Origin of the sequence: Tepidimicrobium xylanilyticum, from assembly GCF_900106765.1 — a bacterium.
Classification (GTDB): Bacteria; Bacillota; Clostridia; order Tissierellales; family Tepidimicrobiaceae; genus Tepidimicrobium; species Tepidimicrobium xylanilyticum.
Genome location: NZ_FNNG01000018.1, coordinates 1 through 21,790, shown reverse-complemented (window position 1 = coordinate 21,790; position 21,790 = coordinate 1). Strand labels below are relative to the sequence as shown.

Sequence of the window (21,790 nt, the reverse complement as noted above, 5' to 3'; positions counted from 1 at the left end):
TTGACCAGTTAATCTAATCAAGAGTTAATTTTCTGACAATTAGAGTCGAAAAATTGAAAAATTCTATCTATTGCTTTTCAATCATTTCCCTTACCAACTTATTTACCAGTTGAGGATTAGCTTTGCCCTTCGTAGCCTTCATGACTTGACCAATTATAAATCCTAAAGCCTTATCCTTACCACTTTTGTAATCTATTACAGATTGCTGATTCTCTTCTAATACTCTTTTTACTATTTCCCTTAATTCCCCTTCATCGCTTATTTGGATTAGGCCTTGTTCCTTTATAATATCCTCGGGTTTTCCTCCTTTTTCAAACATCTCCCTTAATACCTTCTTGCCTATGTTATTGCTAATCTTACCAGAATTAATAAATTCAAGAAGGTCTGCAAAATCCTTTGGTAAAAACTTCAAATCCTCAATTTCCAGTTCCTCATCCTTTAACCTTCTCAATACATCCCCCATTATCCAATTACTAACTTGCTTTGGATCCTTAGCATACTTATTAGTTTCTTCATAAAATTGAGCCAATTCCTTAGATTGAGTTAGAACTCCAGCATCGTATTCAGGTAGACCGTATTCCCTAATAAACCTTTCCTTTTTATGGTGAGGCAGTTCTGGTAGGCTATTCCTTATTTCCTCAATCCATTCCTTGGAAATATTAACTAATGGAATATCCACCTCTACAGCATATCTGTAATTATCAGTGCCTCCCTTATCCCTCATCACTACAGTTATGTTTTCTACTTCATTCCACCTTCTAGTTTCCTTAACCGTATTTTCTCCTTTTTCCAGTAAAGAAATATGCCTTTTTTCTTCGTATTCTATTGCATTAGCCACTGCTTTAAAAGAGTTTAGATTCTTTAGCTCCGTTATATTGGTCTTTTTCCCGGTTTCAGTATCCACCACATTAATATTTACATCACACCTTAGGGAACCTTCCTCCATCTTACAATCGGAAACCTCAATATACTTCAAAGTGTTTTTTAAGTTTTCTAAAAACATTCTAGCTTCCTCTGCTGAATTAATATCTGGAGCAGTTACTACCTCTATTAGAGGAACTCCCGACCTATTATAATCTATTAAGGTGTCTCCGCTTTCCGTATGAATGGATTTTCCTGTATCCTCCTCTATATGAATCCTTTGAATCCCTACCTTTTTAGGTCCTTCTTCCTTTTCTATTACAAGATAGCCATTACTGCACAGAGGATTATCGTCTTGGCTCAATTGATAACCCTTTACCAAATCGTGGTAAAAATAATGCTTTTTATCCATCTTAACCGATTCTGCTATTTGACAGTTAAAGGCTATTCCTGCTTTTATTCCATATTCTAAGGCCCCTTTGTTAAGTTTAGGAATAGCACCGGGCATACCTAAGCAAACTGGGCAGCAGTGGGTATTAACATCTCCGCCAAATTCATTGATGCAGTCGCAAAATATTTTAGTTTTTGTCATAAGCTCCACATGGATTTCTAATCCCACTATAGTTTTATAACCCATTATTTTCACCTCCAAGGGATAGTACTTTTTCAAAGGCGTAGGCTGCCTTTAAAATATTGATTTCTTTGAATCTGTCTCCCATAATTTGAAGCCCTACTGGCAAACCATCTGCATAGCCACATGGAACTGATATGGCACATAAGCCTGCTAGGTTAGCTGGAATGTTGAATATACCTGAGCCATACATTTCAAAAGGATTCTTAACACTATCTCCAATTTTAAAAGGCAGATTAGGTGTAGTTGGCATTAATATCACATCGAATTTCTCAAATACCTTATCGAAATCCTTCTTAATCAAGGCCCTTACCCTCAAAGCCTTTTCATGATATTTTCTTCCTTCCTTGCTGCTCAATATATAGGTACCAGCTAAAATACTTCTCTTTATCTCTTCTCCAAAGCCTTCAGTTCTGGATTTTATATATAGCTCATTCAATGTTTCATAATCCTCAGTTCTATATCCATACCTTATACCATCATATCTAGCCATATTTGAACTAATCTCAGTAACTACAATCAAATAATAGGTAGCCCAAGCGTATTCAGCGTGAGGTAAGGATACCTCTTCTACATTTCCTCCTAATCTTTCAAATACCTTCACTGCCTCCATTACCTTACCCTTTACCCTATTATCCATATCCATGTTCATGTATTCTTTAGGTAAGGCTATGTTCATTCCTTCAATGCCTTCTTTTAATTTGCTTAAGTAGTCCACCTTTTTTATACCCATGGAGGTTGGGTCCTTTTCATCATGACCTGCAATTGCTTGTAGTAGCAAGGTTGCATCGGTGACGTTTCTGCCGAAGGTTCCAACTTGGTCTAATGAATTGGATAAGGGAACTAGTCCATATCTTGAAACCAGGCCATAAGTTGGTTTAATTCCTATAATACTGCAGTAGCTAGCTGGTTGACGGTTTGAGCCTCCTGTATCTGAGCCTAAAGCTAGAGCCACTTCATAAGCCTTTACTGCTGCAGCAGAGCCTCCGCTGGAACCACCTGGCACCCTTTCTCTATCAATTGGATTCTTGGTAATTCCAAAGTAAGAACTCTCTGTGGAGTAACTGCCAGCAAACTCATCCAAATTAGTTTTCCCTAATATGATACCATCATTAGCCTTAATTCTTTCTATTACCGTAGCATCATAGGGAGGTATGAAATTTCCCAACATTTTAGATCCACAGGTAGTCCTTATATCCTTAGTAACTATATTATCCTTAATTCCAATGGGAATACCTGCCAATATCCCTAGTTCTTCTCCCCTGCTTATCTTTTCATCTAACCTTTTAGCTGCTTTTAAGGCCTCTTCTTCAGTAATAGTTATAAAGGCATTTAAATCTTCTTCCACTTCTTTGATCCTGTCTAAATGGGCTTTAACTACCTCTTTGCTGGATAACTCCTTATTAATTACCTTTTCTCTAATCTCCATTGCTGTTAATTTTGTAATATCCATTTCATCACCTCTTCTAATCCATTACTTTCTTCAGTTTAAAATATCCATATTCCTCTTCAGGTGCGTTTTTGAGTAGTTCTTTTCTGTCAAAATTGTCACCTGGTACATCTTCTTTTAAAGTCTTTTCTTCTAAATCTAAAAAGATTAATGGCTCCACTCCCTCTGTATCTACTTTGTCTAATTCCTTTATCTGTTTCAATACATTTGAGAACATAGCTCCAAATATTTCAATTTCCTCATCAGATAGTTTAAGCTTACACAAATCTGCTGTTTGTAAAATTTCTTCCTTGGATATCATTTTACCGCCTCCTTATATTAATTATCCTATTATTTCTGATAACCTTTCTTCATCGATTATTTCGACTCCTAATTCTAAAGCTTTCTCATATTTAGACCCAGGATTTTCACCTACTATTACATAATCGGTATTTCTGCTAACCGAGCCTGAAACCTTTCCTCCCATTTCCTCTATTTTTTCCTTCAATTCCTTCCTAGTATAGCCATTTATAGTTCCAGTGATGACTACAGTCTTATTGGTAAATATGGACTCTTCTATAGTGGTTTCCTCATAATGGGGCTTTACCCCTTCCGATAGGAGTTTTTCTAAGCCTTCTAGAATCCTTTCATCACGGAAAAATTCCACTATGTTTTCTGCAATCTTAGGTCCTACATCTGGAATGGTTAATAATTCCTCATATTCAGCCTCTTTTATGCCCTCTAAGGACTTAAAATGCTCAGCTAAATCTTGGGCAGTTTTTAAACCCACATTAGGAATCCCCAATGCATAAATAAAAGCAGCTAGGCTTGGATCTTTGCTGTTTTCTATGGCGTTGAGTAAGTTCTTAGCCCTTTTATCCTTAAATCCTTCCAATTTTATTAAATCCTCATACTTTATCTCATATATATCCGCTATATCCTTTAAATTTAGCTCTTCAAACAGTTTCTCTGCAGTTTTCTCGCTAAGGCCTTCTATATTCATAGCATCCCTGCTGGCAAAATGAACTATCCGAGACACCAATTGGGGCTTACAGGTTAATGAGTTAGGACAGAATATATGGACGCCATCTTGAATTAACTCAGTATCACAAGCTGGACAATGGGTAGGCTTTTCTATTTTCATTGTTTCTTCATCTGCATCCACTACACCCATTATCTCTGGAATAACCTCATTAGACCTTCTTATCAAGACTCTAGAGCCTATTGCTACCTTCTTTCTAAGAATATCGTCATAATTGTTTAGGGTAGCTCTTCTTACAGTTGCTCCAGCAATTTCCACTGGTTCTAATATGGCTATAGGGGTTACCTTGCCAGTTCTACCCACGTTCCACTGAACTTCAATTAGCTTAGTAGTAGTTTCCTCCGCTTCGAATTTATAAGCAATAGCCCATCGTGGAAATCTCATGGTATAGCCTAGGGCTTCTCTAGTTCTCATATCGTTAATCTTTATTACAGCTCCATCCGTTAACACATCAAGATTATGCCTTTCTTCCTCTATCTTTTCTATCTCTTCTATTACTTCATCAATGGATTTGCATTCCTTAGCATAATTAAATGCAGGTAGTCTATTGTCCTTTATAAACTGCAGCATTTCCATATGGGTTTTAAATTCCACTCCTTCAATATAACCAATGTTGTAAAAATAGGCTATTAAATTCCTTTCCTTGGTAACTCTAGGGTCTAAGTTTCTCAAAGCTCCTGCTGCAGCATTTCTAGCGTTTTTTAGTGGTTCATCAGCCCTCTCATTATATTCTTTTAAGGCCGATAGAGGCATTAATCCTTCCCCTTGAACCTCCATAGTTCCCTTAAAATCTATTTTTAAAGGTACTGTCTTTATGGTCTTTATCTGAGGGAGAATAGCCTCTCCAACGGTACCATTTCCTCTAGTAGCTCCTTGTACCAATTCCCCCTCCCTATAGGTCAGATTGATGGTCAGCCCATCGAATTTATACTCTACAACATAGGTGGGAGGTGGAAGCTGCTCCGCATGGCTACTATTATATTCCTCTATGAGTCTTTTTATCCTATTATCCCAACTTCTCAATTCCCCATAGTTTTGACATTTATCTAAACTCCAGAGCCTTTCAATGTGATAATGTTTTTCGAATTTATCCAATATCTCCCCTCCTACCCTTTGGGTAGGAGAATATGGAAATACGGTACCAGTTTCCTTTTCCAGTTTTACTAATTCATCATAGAGGGTGTCATATTCCTTATCGCTTACCTTTGGCTGGTCTAAGGTGTAATAATAATAGTTTAAATCATTGATAATATCGATAAGCTCCTTCATCCTCTCAATCTTATCCATAGCCTATTCTCCTTTCAACACTTTTATGGGAGCAATAGAAAGAAGTAATCTTTTAAGACCTATCTTATCGAAGGCAATTACCAATTCCTTATCTTTATCCCTCTCCTTAACTTGAACAATGGTTCCAATTCCCCATTTGTCATGGCTTACCTTATCACCTACAGCTACATCCTTATTCTCAGCAGCCCTAGGAGATACAGAGCTTTTCTTTTCCTTAGTATAATCGAATACCTGTAGCAGTCGTGTTTTATTTAAACTAGGCTTCCTTCCTTCATCTGCCGATGATATTACATATTCTTTAGGAATTTCATCTAAAAACCTGGAAGGCAGTGTATAGTTTATATTTCCATAGATGGTTCTAAGCTTTGCATAGGTTATAAACAGTAATCTTTCAGCTCTAGTAATTGCTACATAACAAAGCCTTCTTTCCTCTTCTAATTCCTCCTCATCTTCTAAAGCCCTAGATATGGGAAATAACCCCTCCTCCATGCCTACCATAAACACCACTGGAAACTCCAATCCTTTAGCTGAGTGAACCGTTAATAAGGTTACCGCATTATCCACATCTTCCGTCTTATCCACATCGGAAAGAAGGGATATATTAGCCAAAAAATCCTCTAAAGTCCCATCAGGATTGTTTACTTCAAAATCTACTGCCACCGATAAGAACTCCCTAATGTTGTCCAAACGGGTCTGGCCTTCTATACTAGAGTCTTGTTCTAATTCCTTTATATATCCTACCCCATTTATAACCTCTTCGATAAAATCCTTAATTCCCATTTCTTTACTCATAACCATAAATTGATTTATCATATTCACAAAGAATCTTAGATTGCTCTTAGCCCTTGTAGAAAGATTGGGAATCTCATCTATCTCCAACAAGACTTTATACATGCTTTCTCCAACTTGGCCAGCATAAGCTTCAACTTTTTCTATGGTAGCATTACCAATACCTCTTTTGGGTACGTTTGCTATACGCTTAAGGGATAGGTCGTCAGCAGAATTTTGGATCAATCTTAAATAGGCTAAAATGTCCTTGATTTCCTTTCTGTCGTAGAACCTTAAACCACCTACAATCTTATAGGGAATATTCCTTTTAACAAGTATTTCCTCAAAAGTTCTAGATTGGGCATTGGTTCTATAGAGGATTGCAAAGTCTTTGGGCTTATATCCTTTACCTAATAGCCTTTCTATTTTATTGACCACATAGTTTGCTTCTTCCCTTTCATCTAAAAGGCATTCTACAGCTACCCTCTGCCCTTCTTCATTGTTAGTCCATAAGTTTTTCTCTTTTCTACTTAAATTATTCTTTATCACATGGTTAGCCACAGTCAATATGTTTTGAGTAGAGCGGTAGTTTTGCTCCAACAAAATAGTACAACCATCCTCAAAATCCTTTTCAAAATTCAATATATTAGTTATATCAGCCCCTCTCCACCTGTAAATGCTTTGGTCTGGGTCCCCAACCACACATATATTTCTGTACCTATCTGAAAGAAGCTTCACCAACTCATATTGTATCTTATTGGTATCTTGGAATTCATCTACGAATATATATTTAAACTTCCTTTGGTAGTAATCTAATACTTCAGGGTCGGATTTAAATAGTTTTACAGTCTTTACTATCAAATCGTCAAAATCTAGTGCATTGTTAGCTTTAAGCCTTTTCTCGTAGAGGGCGTATATCTCCCCTACATTTCTATTATAGAATTCGTTATAATGCTGATTTGTATATGTATCTGGGTCAATCTGCTTATCCTTTAAGGAACTTATAAGGCTTAAAATTGCACTTTCCTTATACATATCTTTATTCAGATTAAGTTCTTTGATACATTCCTTTAGTAGGGTAATTTGGTCGTCCCTATCGTAGATGGAAAAACTCCTACTATAGCCAATTTTATCTATGAATTTTCTTAGAATCCTTACGCATACTGAATGGAAGGTTCCAATCCATAAATCTTCTATATTGCCATCCAGCAGATGGTCTATTCTCTCCTTCATTTCATTGGCAGCCTTATTGGTAAAGGTTATTGCTAAAATATTTCCTGGAAAAACTCCCCTTTCCTTTATTAAATAGGCTATCCTATAGGTCAACACTCTAGTCTTGCCTGAACCTGCTCCAGCTAAAATAAGTAAAGGCCCTTCTCCATGCAGAACGGCTTCCCTCTGTCTATCATTAAGTTGATTTATCAATTCCATATCGTCACCATCCTAGTTAAACATTCGTTTCCTTTTTTATTATATAATAAGAAGATAATTATTCCAAATAAATATGTTATAATAATTCAAAATAGTACTAGTAATAGGCATAGTCTTATATCAATTCTCATATCAAAAGCAGGAAGATAGATACTAATCCCACTTAAGAGAAGTATATTTTGCTTATTCACAAATGAAATAAACGAAAAATTTATGCTCTTACTATAATGAAAGGTTTTATTTTAGCTGACACAGGTAATGAATTTATTTCTACACATATGGAAATGAAGGATATTCCTGAGAGACATTGATAAATTACAAGTGAAGTTATAAGAGACAAAAGTGGTAAGTAAAATAACCGACAGTATAATACTTCAAATAAAAGAATAGTAAAACAGAAACTCAAAACCAATATGCCCTTTTGTTTTTATGGACTTCAAAAACATATAAAGAGACTATAACAAAAACATCAAGGATATTTTAAAGTTATAGTCTCCCTTGAAAAAAGAAGTTATTATAACAAAGCTTAATTATTATACCAGTAAAGGTGGAACTGATTTTTAAAAATAAAAGCAACTTACAGTATAATAGCTTTCTAACCATGTACCTTAAAACAGTTTACAATTTAGCAGGATCTACTTTTCTCTCATCTGATAGATAGATTTCCCCATGTATTAAAGTCCTAATCTCAAGATTAGTTTCTTCAATAAACTCCCTCATCTTATCATAAAAAATTTATGTTCCGGAACAGATACTAGCTCTGGCTTTTGCCTTGGCATATATAAATTCTTTTCATGTTTTCTCTATTCATGTTTCACTAATTGCACCCTCTTTCACCTAATCTCGTTTATATCATTTATTTGGTTGAATATTGAGACGGTTTTGCTACTTTTTGAGTAGCCATATCATGTATTATTTTTAATAACACACTACCCTAGTTGAACGTTTGTTTCTTTTTTGTTATATAATAAAAAGGTAATCATTTCAAGTATATTATTAGATACACCAATTACGGGGTTTTTGCATCTTTTTAAAAATGATGCAAAAACTCCCGTCCCTGGTGCATTACTCTAATTCATCTACCACTACATCAAGGGAATTAAATATATTAATTATATTTTCTCCTTCTCCATATACTAATTGCCCCTTGTAGTTGGATATTCCTTCGTTCTTATTTTGTTTTATGTCCCATTTAACATTACCGCTTAAATCTTGCTGGCTATCTACAAAGGCATTTATCTTTACATTTTTATTAGCTCCTAATCGTATCTTTGTATGGTTCACGTCGTCTATTACCCAATTGTTTTCTATGCTATCTAATATCAATTCTAGATCGTATAATTTGTTAATTTCTACTTCCTTGTTCTCGGGTACTATTAGTTCAAATTCATAAGGGTTAACAGTATATATTCCATCAATATAGTCGGCTCTACCTGCAAAGGTAATATATGCTATATCCCCTATTTTATCCACTTTAATGTATTCATCATCTAAAAACTCTTTAGCCTTTTCTTCACTATCCACAGTAATACTCAGTGAGCCAGTGGAGATTATTTTATTTCCCTTCCCAGTTCTTATGGTTAAACTGGGGCGATTTATTGAGTTTATAACTATTTTTTTAATATTTTCATCTATTTCCACCTCATTAAAAGGGATTTGATAGTTAAAACTTTGAGATGTTAATGCAGCTGTAATTTTGTCCATAACTCCTGTTTCTATAACTCCATATATTAATAGATTTACCCCAACTATTAATAATACGATAAATATGCTCAATACATCGTACTTAAGATTTATATCTCCATCCTTATATTTATAGCTATAATAGAGGATCTCCCCGCCAATTAAAAACAATATTATAGGCCAAAATTTGAGTCCTAACTCCACTGCAGATCTTTCATTTATTTGGGATGTAAATATTAAAATTCCAAAACCTATTAGCACAATAGCCATGGAAACAGTCCCTACTCGTCTTCTTTGCATAGGTCATCTCCTTCCTCTTGATTATCGTTGGCTCTGCCTTTAATTAATAGCTTAATTCCTCCAAGTATGAATATTATAGATACTATAGACGTTTGAATATAGTTTCTTAGTTGATATGGAATTAAAGGATATATAATTCGTTCAACAACCACAAGTATTCCGATTCCAATAAGTCCCCAACCTATCCATTCTGGTTTTATTTTAGGGAAAACTGTTAGAAAATCTACTCCATCAGTTTTTGTTCCGTTAACAATGTGCAATGCATCGAAAAAACTATAAAACCATATTAAAGGAAGTACAAACAAGAATAAACTTGAACTTAACCAGCCCATAAAGAATACAGTAAAGAAGAATACTGCCATCAACACTAATCCCTTATTCTGTAACCCCAGATACATATGGCCTGCCCCAGGTATTGTGGATAAAGCTAACGTTATTAGTTTTCTATTGGAATTTTTTATTTCATTGTTACTTTTAAGTTGAACTTCATTTTCATTATTGATATATCCATTTGAACGCAAACTCTTTCTTAAAGAAAAAGCATCTAATAATGCCACAAGCCATATTATAGGTAGAGCAAGTATTAATATTGCAAGAAAAGCATCACTATAGGTTATATATGCTAAACCTAGTGTAATTCCTATAGTCCCAAAAAATACCATAAGAAAAATCACTGCTCTATCTACAAATCCCAAATAAAGATGGGATAAACCTGGTATAAAAGACAGTAAAAAAGTTATAAATTTACTTTTTTCTTTCATTTCCATCCTCCTTAATATTGGATATTTCAAATCTATTTATAAAATCTGAGGTCTTATTTACAATCCTTCCAGATAAATCTGCCACTTTATTCGGCAACTCTATTTTTTCCACTATGGTGTTAGACTGGACTACATTAGGTAATGTATCGACCAATTTTGTGAAAAACCCTCCTATGGTTAAAACTATTGTCACTGAAGCCACTACTATATAATAAGTAAGCATCTCTTTATATTTTCTATTAGATTTAGCTTTTGGTATATATTCTACATTCTTAATCTCAGCCATAACATTGCTTGTAAATCCTTTAGAAATTGATTTTGTAGCCTCTTCTACATCATTTTGATCTATGAGAGAAAGGAAAGTTTCCAAACATTCATCACAGGTATAGAGATGTTCTTCCATCTCCATCACCTTTTTTTCTGAAAGAACCTTCTTCTTATAAAAAATCCATTCTATATAGTCATAATGTTTCATCCTCTTCTAACCTCCATTTCTCTCTTAGAATATTCCGGCCTCGATAAAGCCTTGAGGCTACAGTTTTTACAGTAATCCCCTCTTCCTCTGCAATCTCTTCATAGGATTTTTCCTGGAAATAGTATTTAATGATTACATTTTCGTATATAGATGGAATGTTCTTGCACACCCGACGGATTTTTTCCCTATGCTCCTTTTCTATCAATAAATCCTCAGGCGTTTTATATTCACCTATTTTTTCTCTATCAGCAATGGCTTCCATGTATTCCATAGTTTCTTCTCTAAACTTGCTTTGCTTCTTCCTTTTCCAATCTATGGCCTTGTTTGCTGTAATTCTACTGATCCATCCTTTAAAGTTATCAAATTTAAATTCTGGAAGGGAGATATAAATCTGAAGAAATACTTCTTGGGCTATACTTTCAACTTCATAATGATCTTTTACAAAATTAAATATAATTGCAAATACATATCCCTTATATTTTTCTACTATTTTTTCAAAGGCAGCCTTATTTCCTGCTAACACCTGTTTTATTAGCTGTAAATCTTGGTCCATATCTCCCCTCCTTTCCAATTCCAATAATATAAACGGAATAAAAAATAAAAATGCTGCAAAAAATATAAAATTTTTATATAAAAAGGACGGGTTTTTATCTTTATTTTGAAAACAATGAAAAAATCTCCGTCCCTTCAATATCATTCTTTTATTATATTTATCGCTGATATAGAAGCTATACATATAGATATTGTAACAAATAATATGACTAAGAAGTCCCTCTTTGCTGAATATGAGGAAGCGGGAAATCCTTTAATCAAAATATGTGCTAATATATAGGATACTGGCAAGAGAAAAAACTTTAGCATTATATTTCTTATCTTCTCTTTTTTGCGATATACATACGTCAAAATACCACTGATAATTGCTAATGCTATCGCTAATAACAAATAGTAACCTAAAACTAGCCTTGGTAATGAAACCATACCACCATTTGGGTTCTGATCCTTACCATATATCAAAATATCTTCACTTCCATCGGCATTATAATAATAAATGGAATCTATTTTCTTCCCATCTATATTTAAGACGGTATTATTAACAGATTTTTTTATTATGCTGCTAGCCCAAAAACTGTCCCATGTAGTTATATAGTATACAAATCCATCACCTATTTTAGATGGTTCAGTGCTAATATTGTAGCCCTTTACTTCATCGTTGAATTTTGCAATTATAATTCCATCACTGCTTTCAGTCAGAGATATCAATCCCTCATGATATGGAATATATTCACGAGCTGTTAAAAAACTAATTAATACAACAATTACAGACACTGTCAACATAATAGAAAAAATAATAGTTTGGATTTTCTTTTTTTGCAGAGTAGCTTTCATCTTCTCAAAAGATGCTGTATCCGTCTCCAGTGGTATATTTATTGAAGAAGTCATTCCTTTAAGCTGCCTTTTACACCTATCACAACCATCTATATGTTCTTCCACAACTTTCTTAGTATCTTCACTTACCATATTCTCAACATATAAGGGTAATATATCTCCAATTATATTACAGGTTATTTTCATTTATAACCCTCCAATCTCAATTTTATCTTATTTCTTGCCCGGTGATAAGTGACGCAAGCCCAATTTTCACTTTTCCCAAATAAAGAAGCTATCTGTTTAAAGCTTAATTCTCCAAATACTCTTAGCGTAAATACTTCCTTATAGGGTTCATTAAGACTATGTAGAATTTCATGAATCCTCATGGATTCGTCTGATTCAGATATTTTTTTCTCTATGTCTAAATCATCTTTTTGCTCAGGAAGCGAATCCATGCTTACTAGTTTCTTGTTTTTCCGTAAATAAGAGTAATAGGAATTTTTAGCAATTTGATATAACCATACCCGTATATCACAAGTACCTTTGAAATTACCTATGGAATTAATTGCTTTTATAAAGGTCTCTGAAGTAATATCTTCTGCAATATGCTTATTTCCAGATAAACCATAGATAAATAAATAAACATCCTTAAAGTAACTATTATATAAATTCTCTAGCTCCGTCACTTTTTTACCTCCTTATTAATAAGACGCACTGAGGGCAATTATCTTACAAATATTATTATATAAAAATACTCTTTTTTGGTTTTAGCTTTTCCATTCTTACCAAAAAAGAGTATTTTACTCAAGTATAGCTTATTCATTTATATTACTTTTCTAATTTAAAAGAGTATTCCTTCACACCTTCAGTCGCATTTACAATATTTTTATATCCAAGGTCTTCTAATAGTTTAGCTACTTCAGCACTTTTAGTTCCAGTATTGCAATATAATGCTATAGTTTTATCCTTGGGTAACTTGTCTAGATTTGATTCAATTTCGTCAAATGGAATATTAATAGCGCCCGATATCATTCCTTCTTTATTAGCTTGGTCTGCAGGCCTAACATCTACCAATACTATATCTGAATTTTCTTCTATAAGTTTCTCAAAAGTAGCACCTCTTACATCATCATAATGCACTAAATCATATTCATATTCCTTAACACCTTCTGCATTAGTTACATCTTTAAATCCATTGTTAACCAATATTTCAGCCGCTGTTCCACTCTTTTTGCCAGAGTTACAATATAATATAACTGGTTTTTCTTTATAATCTTCTATTTCACTAATTCTGTCTTCGATTTCATCAACGTTTATATTGATTGCGTGTTGAATGTGACCTGCTTTGTATTCTTCTACTGATCGGACATCAATAATCAATACTTCGTCTTTTTTCTTTCCTGAATTTTGCTCTACTAGTTCGTCACCAGTCATAGTTTTAATTTCAGCTATCTCTGATTCAGATCCAGTTTCTGTAGTACCAGCTGGTTCGTTTTCAGCTTGCTCACATGCAACAGTTAAAATCATAGTTAAAACTAAAATAAGCATTAATGAAGTGAACTTAAGTCCTTTACTATTCATATCATCTTCCTCCCGTATTTATAATAAATTGCCTTCCTTGGACATCCTAACATGGATATTTTGATTTTACAATGCTTATTAAAAGATTCTATACATCATAGGATTTGGATATGTTTTGTTAATTTCACATGCTATTAGCCCTAGCCGTTTTGTATATCTATTTTAACCTAAAAAATATTTCGATACTTAATTTTTGTTAACAGTCTCCCTTTTTTTAAATACTTTTTTCACGGCAAAAGAAACTGCAAATAAAATCACCACTAATGCTATGGAAATATAGAAATCCCTGCTGCCAAAGGCTGTCGCCTTGTCTCCCAGGTTTGTATAGACTATAATTCCTGGCAATGAGCCTATTACTGTTGCCAGCGAAAAATCTATAAGCTTCATGTCTGTAAGACCAGCACTGTAGCTTACTACTTTGTATGGAAATAAAGGTATCAACCTTAACATCAGTATTAAGAAAAATGCACTTCTTTTATTGTTATTTTCAAATATAGCTATATCCTTTTTTACAAGTTTTTTAACAACTCTAGTTCCAAACATTCGGGATATACCAAAGGCTATAATTCCTCCTATTAAGGAACCCATAGATGTTAAAATTACACCTTTAAAGATCCCAAATACCATGCCCCCTGCAATTACTAAAACTGAATCAGGAAAGAACAATAATGGTAGCAAAGAAAGCAGCACAACATAGATAACAGGTGCCATGACTCCCTTATTTCCAATATAATCCTTTATTTCTTCAATGCCATAGTCTTTGAGGAAATTAAATTTGATAATTATAAATACTATGGACACTATCAGTATAATCAGCCCTATCCATTTTATAAAACTCTTTTTATTCTTCATATTAATCATCCCATACTCTACTTTCTACCTAAATGCTTACCTTTATATCTATTAATCCACTTTCCCAGTGTAGACTTATTCTTCTCTATACTTTCAAAATCATCATTAAACAATAAATCTAATATATGGTATGAATTCTTACCGCCTCTTCTCATAGATTCTACACATTCTTGACAGTAGGTGATTATATAGTCTGTATCTGCTTCATTGGCTCTTCTATTAGTATGTTCCCTTGCTATATTAGGTTGGGTAAGGCCTACCATGCCTCCTGAGCCACAGCAAAGAGTTTTTCTACGATTAAATTTCATCTCCTTAACATTTAATCCAAACTCTTTTATGATCTTTCTTATAGATTCATGAATCTTTTCCTCACCTCTAGTGGGACAAGGATCGTGAATTGTAAAGTTATAAATTAATCCAAGATTTCTTCTATCCTCTGGAATGCCTACATCCGCTAATACTTCCCACAAGGATATCGTCTCTACAGTATTAGAATTTTCGCTTATAGTCATAAAGCAATTTTGACATCCTGTAATTACCCTTTTAACCTTCTTATTTTTAAACTCATTTTCCACTAGGGAGAAATATTCTTGAAATTTATCTTCTTTTCCCATAAACCTAGTAGGCTTTCCACAGCATTTGTTATATATTCCCATACCTGAAATTTTACCCCTAAGGTATTTGTAGGTAGCATATACTATTTTGGGACTATGGGACATTAGTGCACATCCTGGAAAAAACACTACATCAGATTGGAGATTTTCTATATTAGATGTAAATATAGCGGAAAAACTAAATCTTTGATGCATATCTACTGCTGATGCTCTCAGTTCTTTTGGGAGATTTCCCTTAGTTTCATTTACTGCATCCCTTCTAAGTTCTAAAAATAACTCCTTTAAATCTACTCCTTTTGGACACACTTCAGTACAATAGCCACAAAGCATACAAGAATATGGAAGCCTATAGTCAAAGGCCCCTGTCTCCAGCAACTCCCTTAAAAGAATCTTTGGAGAATCACAAAACTTACCAAGCATTGGACATCCCTTCATGCAGGCATTGCATCCAATGCATTTTTGTTCTTCTATAATATATTTCATGGATTTATCACTTATTTTCATCCTATACACCTTTCATAAAATAAAACAACCCTTATATTTTATTCCTTAACCTTATTTCTTTCATTCCATATTTTCTTTATTAAAAATACCAATATACTAAGGGAGAATAATATCAGAAGTCCTGTAACAAATTTCTTAACTCCACCAGTCAACATGCCACCTACATAAGAGTATACTATAGTGGCAGGGAGCTGGCCCAATCCCGTTGCCCATATAAATGGCCATAATTTCATAGGGGTAAGTCCAGCTGCATAGCTTACTAAATCAAAAGACATAAAGGGCAATAATCTTGCAATTAAAATTGCATAATTGCCATATCTATCAAAAAACTTGTCAACCTCTTCCAAAGCAAATTTATTTGTCAGCTTCTCAACTGTACCCCTTCCGTATATTCTAGCTATATAAAAACACAATACCGCTCCAACCATGGCAGATGACCAAGAAAGGATAGCCCCCTTAATCCATCCAAACAATCCAGCGTTGGCAAAAGTTATTAAAAATGCTGGAAGTGGTGCAGCTATGGACTGGAACACCATAAGTAAAAACGATACAATTGGCGCCCAAATCCCAAAGGAAAGAATATATTCCTTTATCCCCTCTACATCTAATGAGCTTAGGATATATACTACATTAGTTATAGCATCTTTTACCGGTTTTACAAACAGATATATTAACGCCAATACTACAATTACCCCTAATTTTATCCATGTAGATTTTTTAACTTCTTTTAACCTTTCCCACAATACATTCAAAATACCCCTCCTCCATATAGATAGTTTCTACCGCCCAAATTTTAACACAAAAAATAAGCTAAGTATAATTAATTAAACTTATAGTAATTCAGCATCTATAGAGATCATAAATACTCCTTTAGCAACTTCTCCATAAAGTTTATATCTAGATACTCCTTTATAGTATTAAATGTGTCCATATTCTTTATATCTTTATTGGGATTTAAGTATTCAAGATAGGCATAGGCACACCAGGATAAAGCTCTTAGGTATAAATAAGGGGTATATAATTCTACCCTTTCTCTTATGTTATTATCTTCTCCTCTAAGATCTTTTACATAGGTTTTAAAAAACTCTTTTCTTTCTTCTTCATTTAATACATAGTCTGTTTTCCACAATGTGGTAGTAGGGGATAAAAACTGAGTCAAATCCTGACATGGATCACTTATAACAGGCTTTTCCCAGTCTATTAAGTAGCTCTCATCTTCACCTATTATGAAATTGTGAGAATTAACTTCTGTATTATTTATTACATGCCATTTATTTTCAATAAAATACTTTTCCTTATACCTGTTCTTTTCTGCCCAGTTTAGAAACTTATGGAAAAAATTCTTTAATTCCTTTGAAATTTTATCTGATATGAAGAAATCCTTTAATAGCCTTCTGCTTTCTAAAATTCTCTCTGTAAATACATTATCTTCAACTATAAATGTACTCCTATCCTCTTCAGATAGCTCTAGAGAATGAATATTTGCAAATATTTCAGCTGCTTTATTTAAGTCCTTACCATAATCCAACGGCCTTCCATCCAAATATTCCATTATTAAAATACCATAGTTAAAAAAAGACTTAGTATCATCTACATAATAGGCCTTGGGAGTAACTCCGCTTCTTTCCAAGGACTTAATGGCATTGTATTCATATCTAATTTGATTATCAATCTCTAATTGGCTTCCCGTATTTACTCTAAATACATATTTCTTTCCGTAATCATATAGTGCAAAGTTAATATTATACTCACCCTGAGCTAAAAACTTTACATTCACATTATCAGTTAATCCTAGAAGCTTTTTTACTTCACTATTCTTAAGGTATTCATTGATTTGTGGTATTAGTTTATCTTTCAACATACTTAATTTCACCTCTGTGCTTTTCCAAATAGGCAACCGTATGTTTAGGTAAAATTTTACCTGTAAAATATCCACTATTTATTTTTTCTTTAAATCGAATTATATCTTCCATTGTATCAATATCCATATGTTTAGTAGCAAGTCCAACCCTTAAGCCAAGATTGTTTGCTATTTGCATAGTACCTTCAAGGACCGTCTTTCTACCCCATTTTATGCTATCATCAAAAATCTCTTTATATAACTTTTTCATTCCAATTAGATAGTATCCTCCATCAAAAGTAGTACCTAAACACAAGTCATTATCATCTAATATTTCAAATCCTTCCATTACATCTTCCGGTTGGATACTAGGTATATCAGAGCCTATTAATATGACCTTTTTATATCCCATATTTAATACTTTATTTATAGCATTTTCCATTCTCTTCCCTAAATTATCTCCCCTTTGAGGAAAAGTTCTGATATAATCAGGCAAAATTTCTTCTAGAATATTTAAACTTCCATCTGGTGTATAGCTCAAAAAAATGTCTACATCTTCCTTAATGTATCCAAACATACTGAATAAATCTAGCAAAAAACATCTATGGATTTCCGCACATTCTTCTCCAGTAAATATATCCATCAATCTTGTCTTAGTTTGCCCTGGTATAGGTATTCTTGTCATAAGTATTAGGGCTTCCATTATCTCGCCTCCCTATAAATTTTGTTAAGTTTTGAAGGAGGAACTCCCAGCATATATAGTATTTTAATCCTATGCATTAATAGCAAGGTTCTAAGCTGCCCTCCTTGCTTAAACCGCCTGGCTGAAGTACCTATTTTTATATCAAGCAGCTTCATTTTCCCTTTTTTTGCCATCCTTCTAGAAAAATCCCAATCTTCCATTAACTCTATCTCCTTATATCCCCCTAGATCATTAAATATGTCCCTTCTAATAAATATGCCCTGGTCTCCAAAAAAGAGCTTTAAATACCTAGCTCTCCAATTAGATGTTGTAGACACAAATCTCATGAATTTAGTATCATAATCATTGAAGTAAAGGGAAAAGCCTCCTCCAATATATCCTTCCGTTATAGCTTCTTCAATGCCACCTAGAGCATCCTGAGATACTTTGGAATCAGAATGAACAAACCACAGCACATTTCCCCTTGCTGTTTTAGCCCCTTCATTCATCTGCTTTCCTCTTCCTTTTTTACTTCCAACTACTTTGCTATATTTAGATGCTATTTCAACAGTGTTATCATGGCTGCCACCATCGACAACAATTATTTCTTTTTCACCACTAAGACCACTAAGATCCTTAAGAAGATTCTCTATAGTCTTCCCTTCATTTAATACGGGAACAATTATTGAAATCAAAGCATCACTTCCTTATAGCCAAAAAATTAGATTTTATTATATTCTCTACTACTTATGAAAAAAGACAACATTATTAAAATCTATCTTAACTCCTACCTCATCACCAATATCAAATACCCTACTGGATTGGGATACACACTTTAACTCTACATCTTTTACTAAAACTGTATAGTAGATTCTATCTCCTGCATATTTCCTTGATTTTACAGTTCCTTTAATATCTACATCTTCATAGGAATCTATCAACTCTATATCTTCAGGCTTAATCATTGCTTTTATCCTTTGTGCTTCATCAATATTGGCTTTTATTGTAATTATGTTTGAAATAAACATCCCCTTTTCTATGCTGCCAACAACATAATTCTTTTCACCAAAAAAATTTGCTACATCTAGTGAAATGGGTTTTTGATAAATTTCCATTGGAGTGCCAAATTGTACTATTTTACCATTGAGCATTAAAGCTATTTTGTTTGAAATCATTAAAGCTTCTTCTTTATCATGGGTTACTAATATAGTTGTTATGTTTAATTTCTTCTGTATTTCAACTATAAAATCCCTCATAGTTTCCCTTAATCTTGTATCGAGATTTGAAAAAGGCTCATCAAGTAGCAATACCTTAGGCTCTATGGCAAGAGCTCTGGCAAGGGCAACCCTTTGCTTTTGTCCCCCAGATAGTTCATCTGGAAATTTCTCTTCGTATCCTTCTAACTGGACTAATTTTAGCATTTCATTTACTTTATCCATCCTTTTGATTTTATCTACCTTTGCCATTTTTAAGCCAAACTCTATATTCTCATATACATTTAAATGTGGAAATAATAGATAATCTTGGAATACTATTACTGCGCCTCTTTTTTCCATTGGTATATCTAATACTGAACTATTATCAAAGAGTATATCTCCATTATCTGGCTCCAAAAGTCCTGCTATTATCTTAAGGGTAGTTGTTTTACCACATCCAGAAGGGCCTAAAAGAGATACTAATTCCCCTTCTTCTACAGTTAAATCAATATTTTCTAATACCGCCTTATTATCAAATTTTTTGCTTATGTTTACTAACTTTATCTGTGGCATACCTAAACTCTCCTTAACTTAAAATACGAAAAAATGGTTTTCACTTTTGTAATATTTACTTACAACCCTATCCATCAACTTTAGGCAAACCAGAGAAGATAATATGAAAATTGTACTATATACGGATGCCAACATCCTATCGCCACTTTGAACAAATGGAATCATGATCATAGGATAGGTTATAACTCTGCCTCCACCTATTAGGAAGGTTAAAAAGTACTGGCTAAAGGATACAGTAAATATTAAACTACCTGCTGATACTATGCCTGGAGCTATAATAGGCAATGTAATATATCTAAAAGCCTGAAAATAAGTGGCACCTAATACTCTTGCCTGCATCTCCATTCTTTCTCCTGTTATTTCAAATACATTTTTTAATATACGAACACCATAGGGGATACACGGAATAAGATGTACGAGAACAACCCCAATAAAAGTATTTGCCAGCCTCAATTTAATAAATAACTGATGGACCCCCATTGCTATTGCTACAGGGGAGACTATTAAAGGAGCTAGTATTAAAATCTCTACAGTTTTCTTTCCTTTAAACTCATACAAGGCTAGTGCCTTAGAAGCTGGTATGGTTATAATTAGAGTTACTAAGGTAACTGTTCCTGATAGCAAAATGCTATATAGAAGTGTGTTAACGGATTTACTAGTAGGACTAAAAAAGTACTTCCATCCCCTAAAACCTAGCTCATCAGGAAAAATATTAGGCCAAGGCCAGTTTTTTGTAAAGCTCCAAATTACAATAACAATCAGTGGAGCTATTAAAAAAAAGACCACCCCATACATTATACCTTTAAATATAATTCCTCTATTTTTTCTCATAAAATCACCTGTTATATTTAGAAATACGTTCAAAGGCCTTTGAATAAAGCCAAACTAAAACTATGGACACAAAAGTCAATATCATATTTATAACCATAGCATAAGGCCTATTAACTAAATTTGGATTTGTATATTCCACATAGGCTTGAATTGGCAATGCCTTGGGACTAGTTGGACCTAGTAAAAATGGAACCTCATATGCTCCAAAAGAAAAAGCAAATATTATTATAAATGCTGAAAATACAGACGGCAAAATAAGAGGAAGTATTACATAGAAGAATACCTGCCTCTTATTTGCTCCTAAATTTAAAGCTACTTCCGATAATTTTTCACTGATATTGTTAAGGACAGTATATACTACCATTGCTACAAAGGGTATTTCCTTCCATAGATATGTTATCATTATTCCTATACCATACCTGTCGTATATTAGTGATGGAAATTGGGTTTGTTCTTCAATTATTCCAATGCTATATAAGATTCTTGGAAATATCCCACTTTGAGACAGGATATTATATACTAGCAACACAGCAACAATGTGGGGTACAGTTATTGGGAGTTTATATATGTTCTCCATAATTTTCTTCTTACTTTTACTTTGGACAATAGAATAGGCTAACAGAACACCTAAAATAACAGCTAGAACAGAAGATACCATGGATATATAAAAACTAAACTTAAGTGAGGATAAAAAATCCTCACTTTTAAGAACTTCTTTATAATACTTCAGAGTAAAACCTTCCATGCCTATTGCTTTAAAAGAGACTGTAATAAATTTTGTGCTTTAAGTAAGTTTGATTACTCTGATCTGACAAGAAAATTTAGATTAAATTTAGATAATAATTTTTCAAATTTGATACTTTAGTTTTAGTTTGCCAAAATTATAGGGAAATATACATAAATTCTTATAATTTTGGCAATAATTTTAAACATGGAGAAATGTGTTCATTTTTTTAGTTAGGTGGTTTCTAGGTAAATAATGGCCTAGGCCATTATTTACCTAGAAACCACCTGTTAAATCCTATTCCCCAAGTTTTTCTATAGATTTAGGGTGCATTGTTTCAATTTTAAAGATATTGTT

At 33.5% G+C, this 21,790-nt stretch carries 21 protein-coding genes; all 21 read right to left on the bottom strand.

What is annotated here, in order from left to right:
- Positions 1-67 precede the first annotated feature (67 nt).
- Positions 68-1,498, bottom strand: coding sequence for an Asp-tRNA(Asn)/Glu-tRNA(Gln) amidotransferase subunit GatB (gene gatB / locus BLV68_RS13795; protein ID WP_093754811.1), 1,431 nt, complete (start codon positions 1,496-1,498; stop codon positions 68-70).
- Positions 1,488-2,945 (bottom strand): Asp-tRNA(Asn)/Glu-tRNA(Gln) amidotransferase subunit GatA, encoded by a 1,458-nt coding sequence (gene gatA, locus BLV68_RS13790; protein WP_093754809.1) that lies wholly within the window; start codon positions 2,943-2,945, stop codon positions 1,488-1,490. The genes gatB and gatA overlap by 11 nt, the downstream gene beginning before the upstream one ends.
- Before the next feature lie 13 nt (positions 2,946-2,958).
- Entirely contained in the window at positions 2,959-3,243 is a 285-nt protein-coding gene (gatC, locus tag BLV68_RS13785) for an Asp-tRNA(Asn)/Glu-tRNA(Gln) amidotransferase subunit GatC (RefSeq protein WP_093754807.1), read from the bottom strand.
- Between the two features lie 21 nt (positions 3,244-3,264).
- Positions 3,265-5,250, bottom strand: a complete 1,986-nt coding sequence (gene ligA / locus BLV68_RS13780) for an NAD-dependent DNA ligase LigA (RefSeq protein WP_093754805.1) — start codon at positions 5,248-5,250, stop codon at positions 3,265-3,267.
- 3 nt (positions 5,251-5,253) lie between these two features.
- Positions 5,254-7,449, bottom strand: coding sequence for a DNA helicase PcrA (gene pcrA / locus BLV68_RS13775; protein ID WP_093754803.1), 2,196 nt, complete (start codon positions 7,447-7,449; stop codon positions 5,254-5,256).
- 1,065 nt (positions 7,450-8,514) lie between these two features.
- Positions 8,515-9,432: a hypothetical protein gene (locus BLV68_RS13770; RefSeq protein WP_093754801.1), complete on the bottom strand. Its 918-nt coding sequence runs from the start codon at positions 9,430-9,432 to the stop codon at positions 8,515-8,517.
- Positions 9,414-10,193, bottom strand: coding sequence for a hypothetical protein (locus BLV68_RS13765; RefSeq protein ID WP_093754799.1), 780 nt, complete (start codon positions 10,191-10,193; stop codon positions 9,414-9,416). Before BLV68_RS13765 ends, BLV68_RS13770 begins: the two co-directional genes overlap by 19 nt.
- Positions 10,177-10,668, bottom strand: a complete 492-nt coding sequence (locus BLV68_RS13760) for a hypothetical protein (RefSeq protein WP_093754797.1) — start codon at positions 10,666-10,668, stop codon at positions 10,177-10,179. The genes BLV68_RS13765 and BLV68_RS13760 overlap by 17 nt, the downstream gene beginning before the upstream one ends.
- Complete coding sequence (locus tag BLV68_RS13755; protein WP_159428710.1) at positions 10,655-11,221, bottom strand: RNA polymerase sigma factor; 567 nt, start codon at positions 11,219-11,221, stop codon at positions 10,655-10,657. Before BLV68_RS13755 ends, BLV68_RS13760 begins: the two co-directional genes overlap by 14 nt.
- A 140-nt stretch (positions 11,222-11,361) precedes the next feature.
- Positions 11,362-12,240, bottom strand: coding sequence for a zf-HC2 domain-containing protein (locus BLV68_RS13750; RefSeq protein ID WP_093754793.1), 879 nt, complete (start codon positions 12,238-12,240; stop codon positions 11,362-11,364).
- Positions 12,237-12,722, bottom strand: a complete 486-nt coding sequence (locus BLV68_RS13745) for an RNA polymerase sigma factor (RefSeq protein ID WP_093754791.1) — start codon at positions 12,720-12,722, stop codon at positions 12,237-12,239. Before BLV68_RS13745 ends, BLV68_RS13750 begins: the two co-directional genes overlap by 4 nt.
- Before the next feature lie 142 nt (positions 12,723-12,864).
- Positions 12,865-13,617 (bottom strand): rhodanese-like domain-containing protein, encoded by a 753-nt coding sequence (locus BLV68_RS13740; protein ID WP_093754789.1) that lies wholly within the window; start codon positions 13,615-13,617, stop codon positions 12,865-12,867.
- Between the two features lie 186 nt (positions 13,618-13,803).
- Positions 13,804-14,469, bottom strand: coding sequence for a TVP38/TMEM64 family protein (locus BLV68_RS13735; protein ID WP_234949932.1), 666 nt, complete (start codon positions 14,467-14,469; stop codon positions 13,804-13,806).
- A gap of 17 nt (positions 14,470-14,486) precedes the next feature.
- Positions 14,487-15,587: a (Fe-S)-binding protein gene (locus BLV68_RS13730; protein ID WP_093754785.1), complete on the bottom strand. Its 1,101-nt coding sequence runs from the start codon at positions 15,585-15,587 to the stop codon at positions 14,487-14,489.
- Between the two features lie 38 nt (positions 15,588-15,625).
- The gene (locus BLV68_RS13725; RefSeq protein WP_234949931.1) at positions 15,626-16,339 is read right to left on the bottom strand and encodes a TVP38/TMEM64 family protein; all 714 of its coding nucleotides are present in this window, start codon (positions 16,337-16,339) and stop codon (positions 15,626-15,628) included.
- 104 nt (positions 16,340-16,443) lie between these two features.
- Entirely contained in the window at positions 16,444-17,448 is a 1,005-nt protein-coding gene (locus tag BLV68_RS13720) for a phosphotransferase (RefSeq protein ID WP_093754783.1), read from the bottom strand.
- Positions 17,435-18,130, bottom strand: a complete 696-nt coding sequence (locus tag BLV68_RS13715; RefSeq protein ID WP_093754781.1) for a TIGR04282 family arsenosugar biosynthesis glycosyltransferase — start codon at positions 18,128-18,130, stop codon at positions 17,435-17,437. The genes BLV68_RS13720 and BLV68_RS13715 overlap by 14 nt, the downstream gene beginning before the upstream one ends.
- Positions 18,130-18,804 (bottom strand): TIGR04283 family arsenosugar biosynthesis glycosyltransferase, encoded by a 675-nt coding sequence (locus BLV68_RS13710; protein WP_093754779.1) that lies wholly within the window; start codon positions 18,802-18,804, stop codon positions 18,130-18,132. Before BLV68_RS13710 ends, BLV68_RS13715 begins: the two co-directional genes overlap by 1 nt.
- A gap of 48 nt (positions 18,805-18,852) precedes the next feature.
- The gene (locus BLV68_RS13705; protein WP_093754777.1) at positions 18,853-19,878 is read right to left on the bottom strand and encodes an ABC transporter ATP-binding protein; all 1,026 of its coding nucleotides are present in this window, start codon (positions 19,876-19,878) and stop codon (positions 18,853-18,855) included.
- 18 nt (positions 19,879-19,896) lie between these two features.
- On the bottom strand, positions 19,897-20,709 hold the full coding sequence (locus BLV68_RS13700; protein ID WP_093754775.1) for an ABC transporter permease: 813 nt from the start codon (positions 20,707-20,709) through the stop codon (positions 19,897-19,899).
- 4 nt (positions 20,710-20,713) lie between these two features.
- Positions 20,714-21,367: an ABC transporter permease gene (locus BLV68_RS13695; protein ID WP_234949933.1), complete on the bottom strand. Its 654-nt coding sequence runs from the start codon at positions 21,365-21,367 to the stop codon at positions 20,714-20,716.
- Between the last annotated feature and the right edge of the window lie 423 nt (positions 21,368-21,790).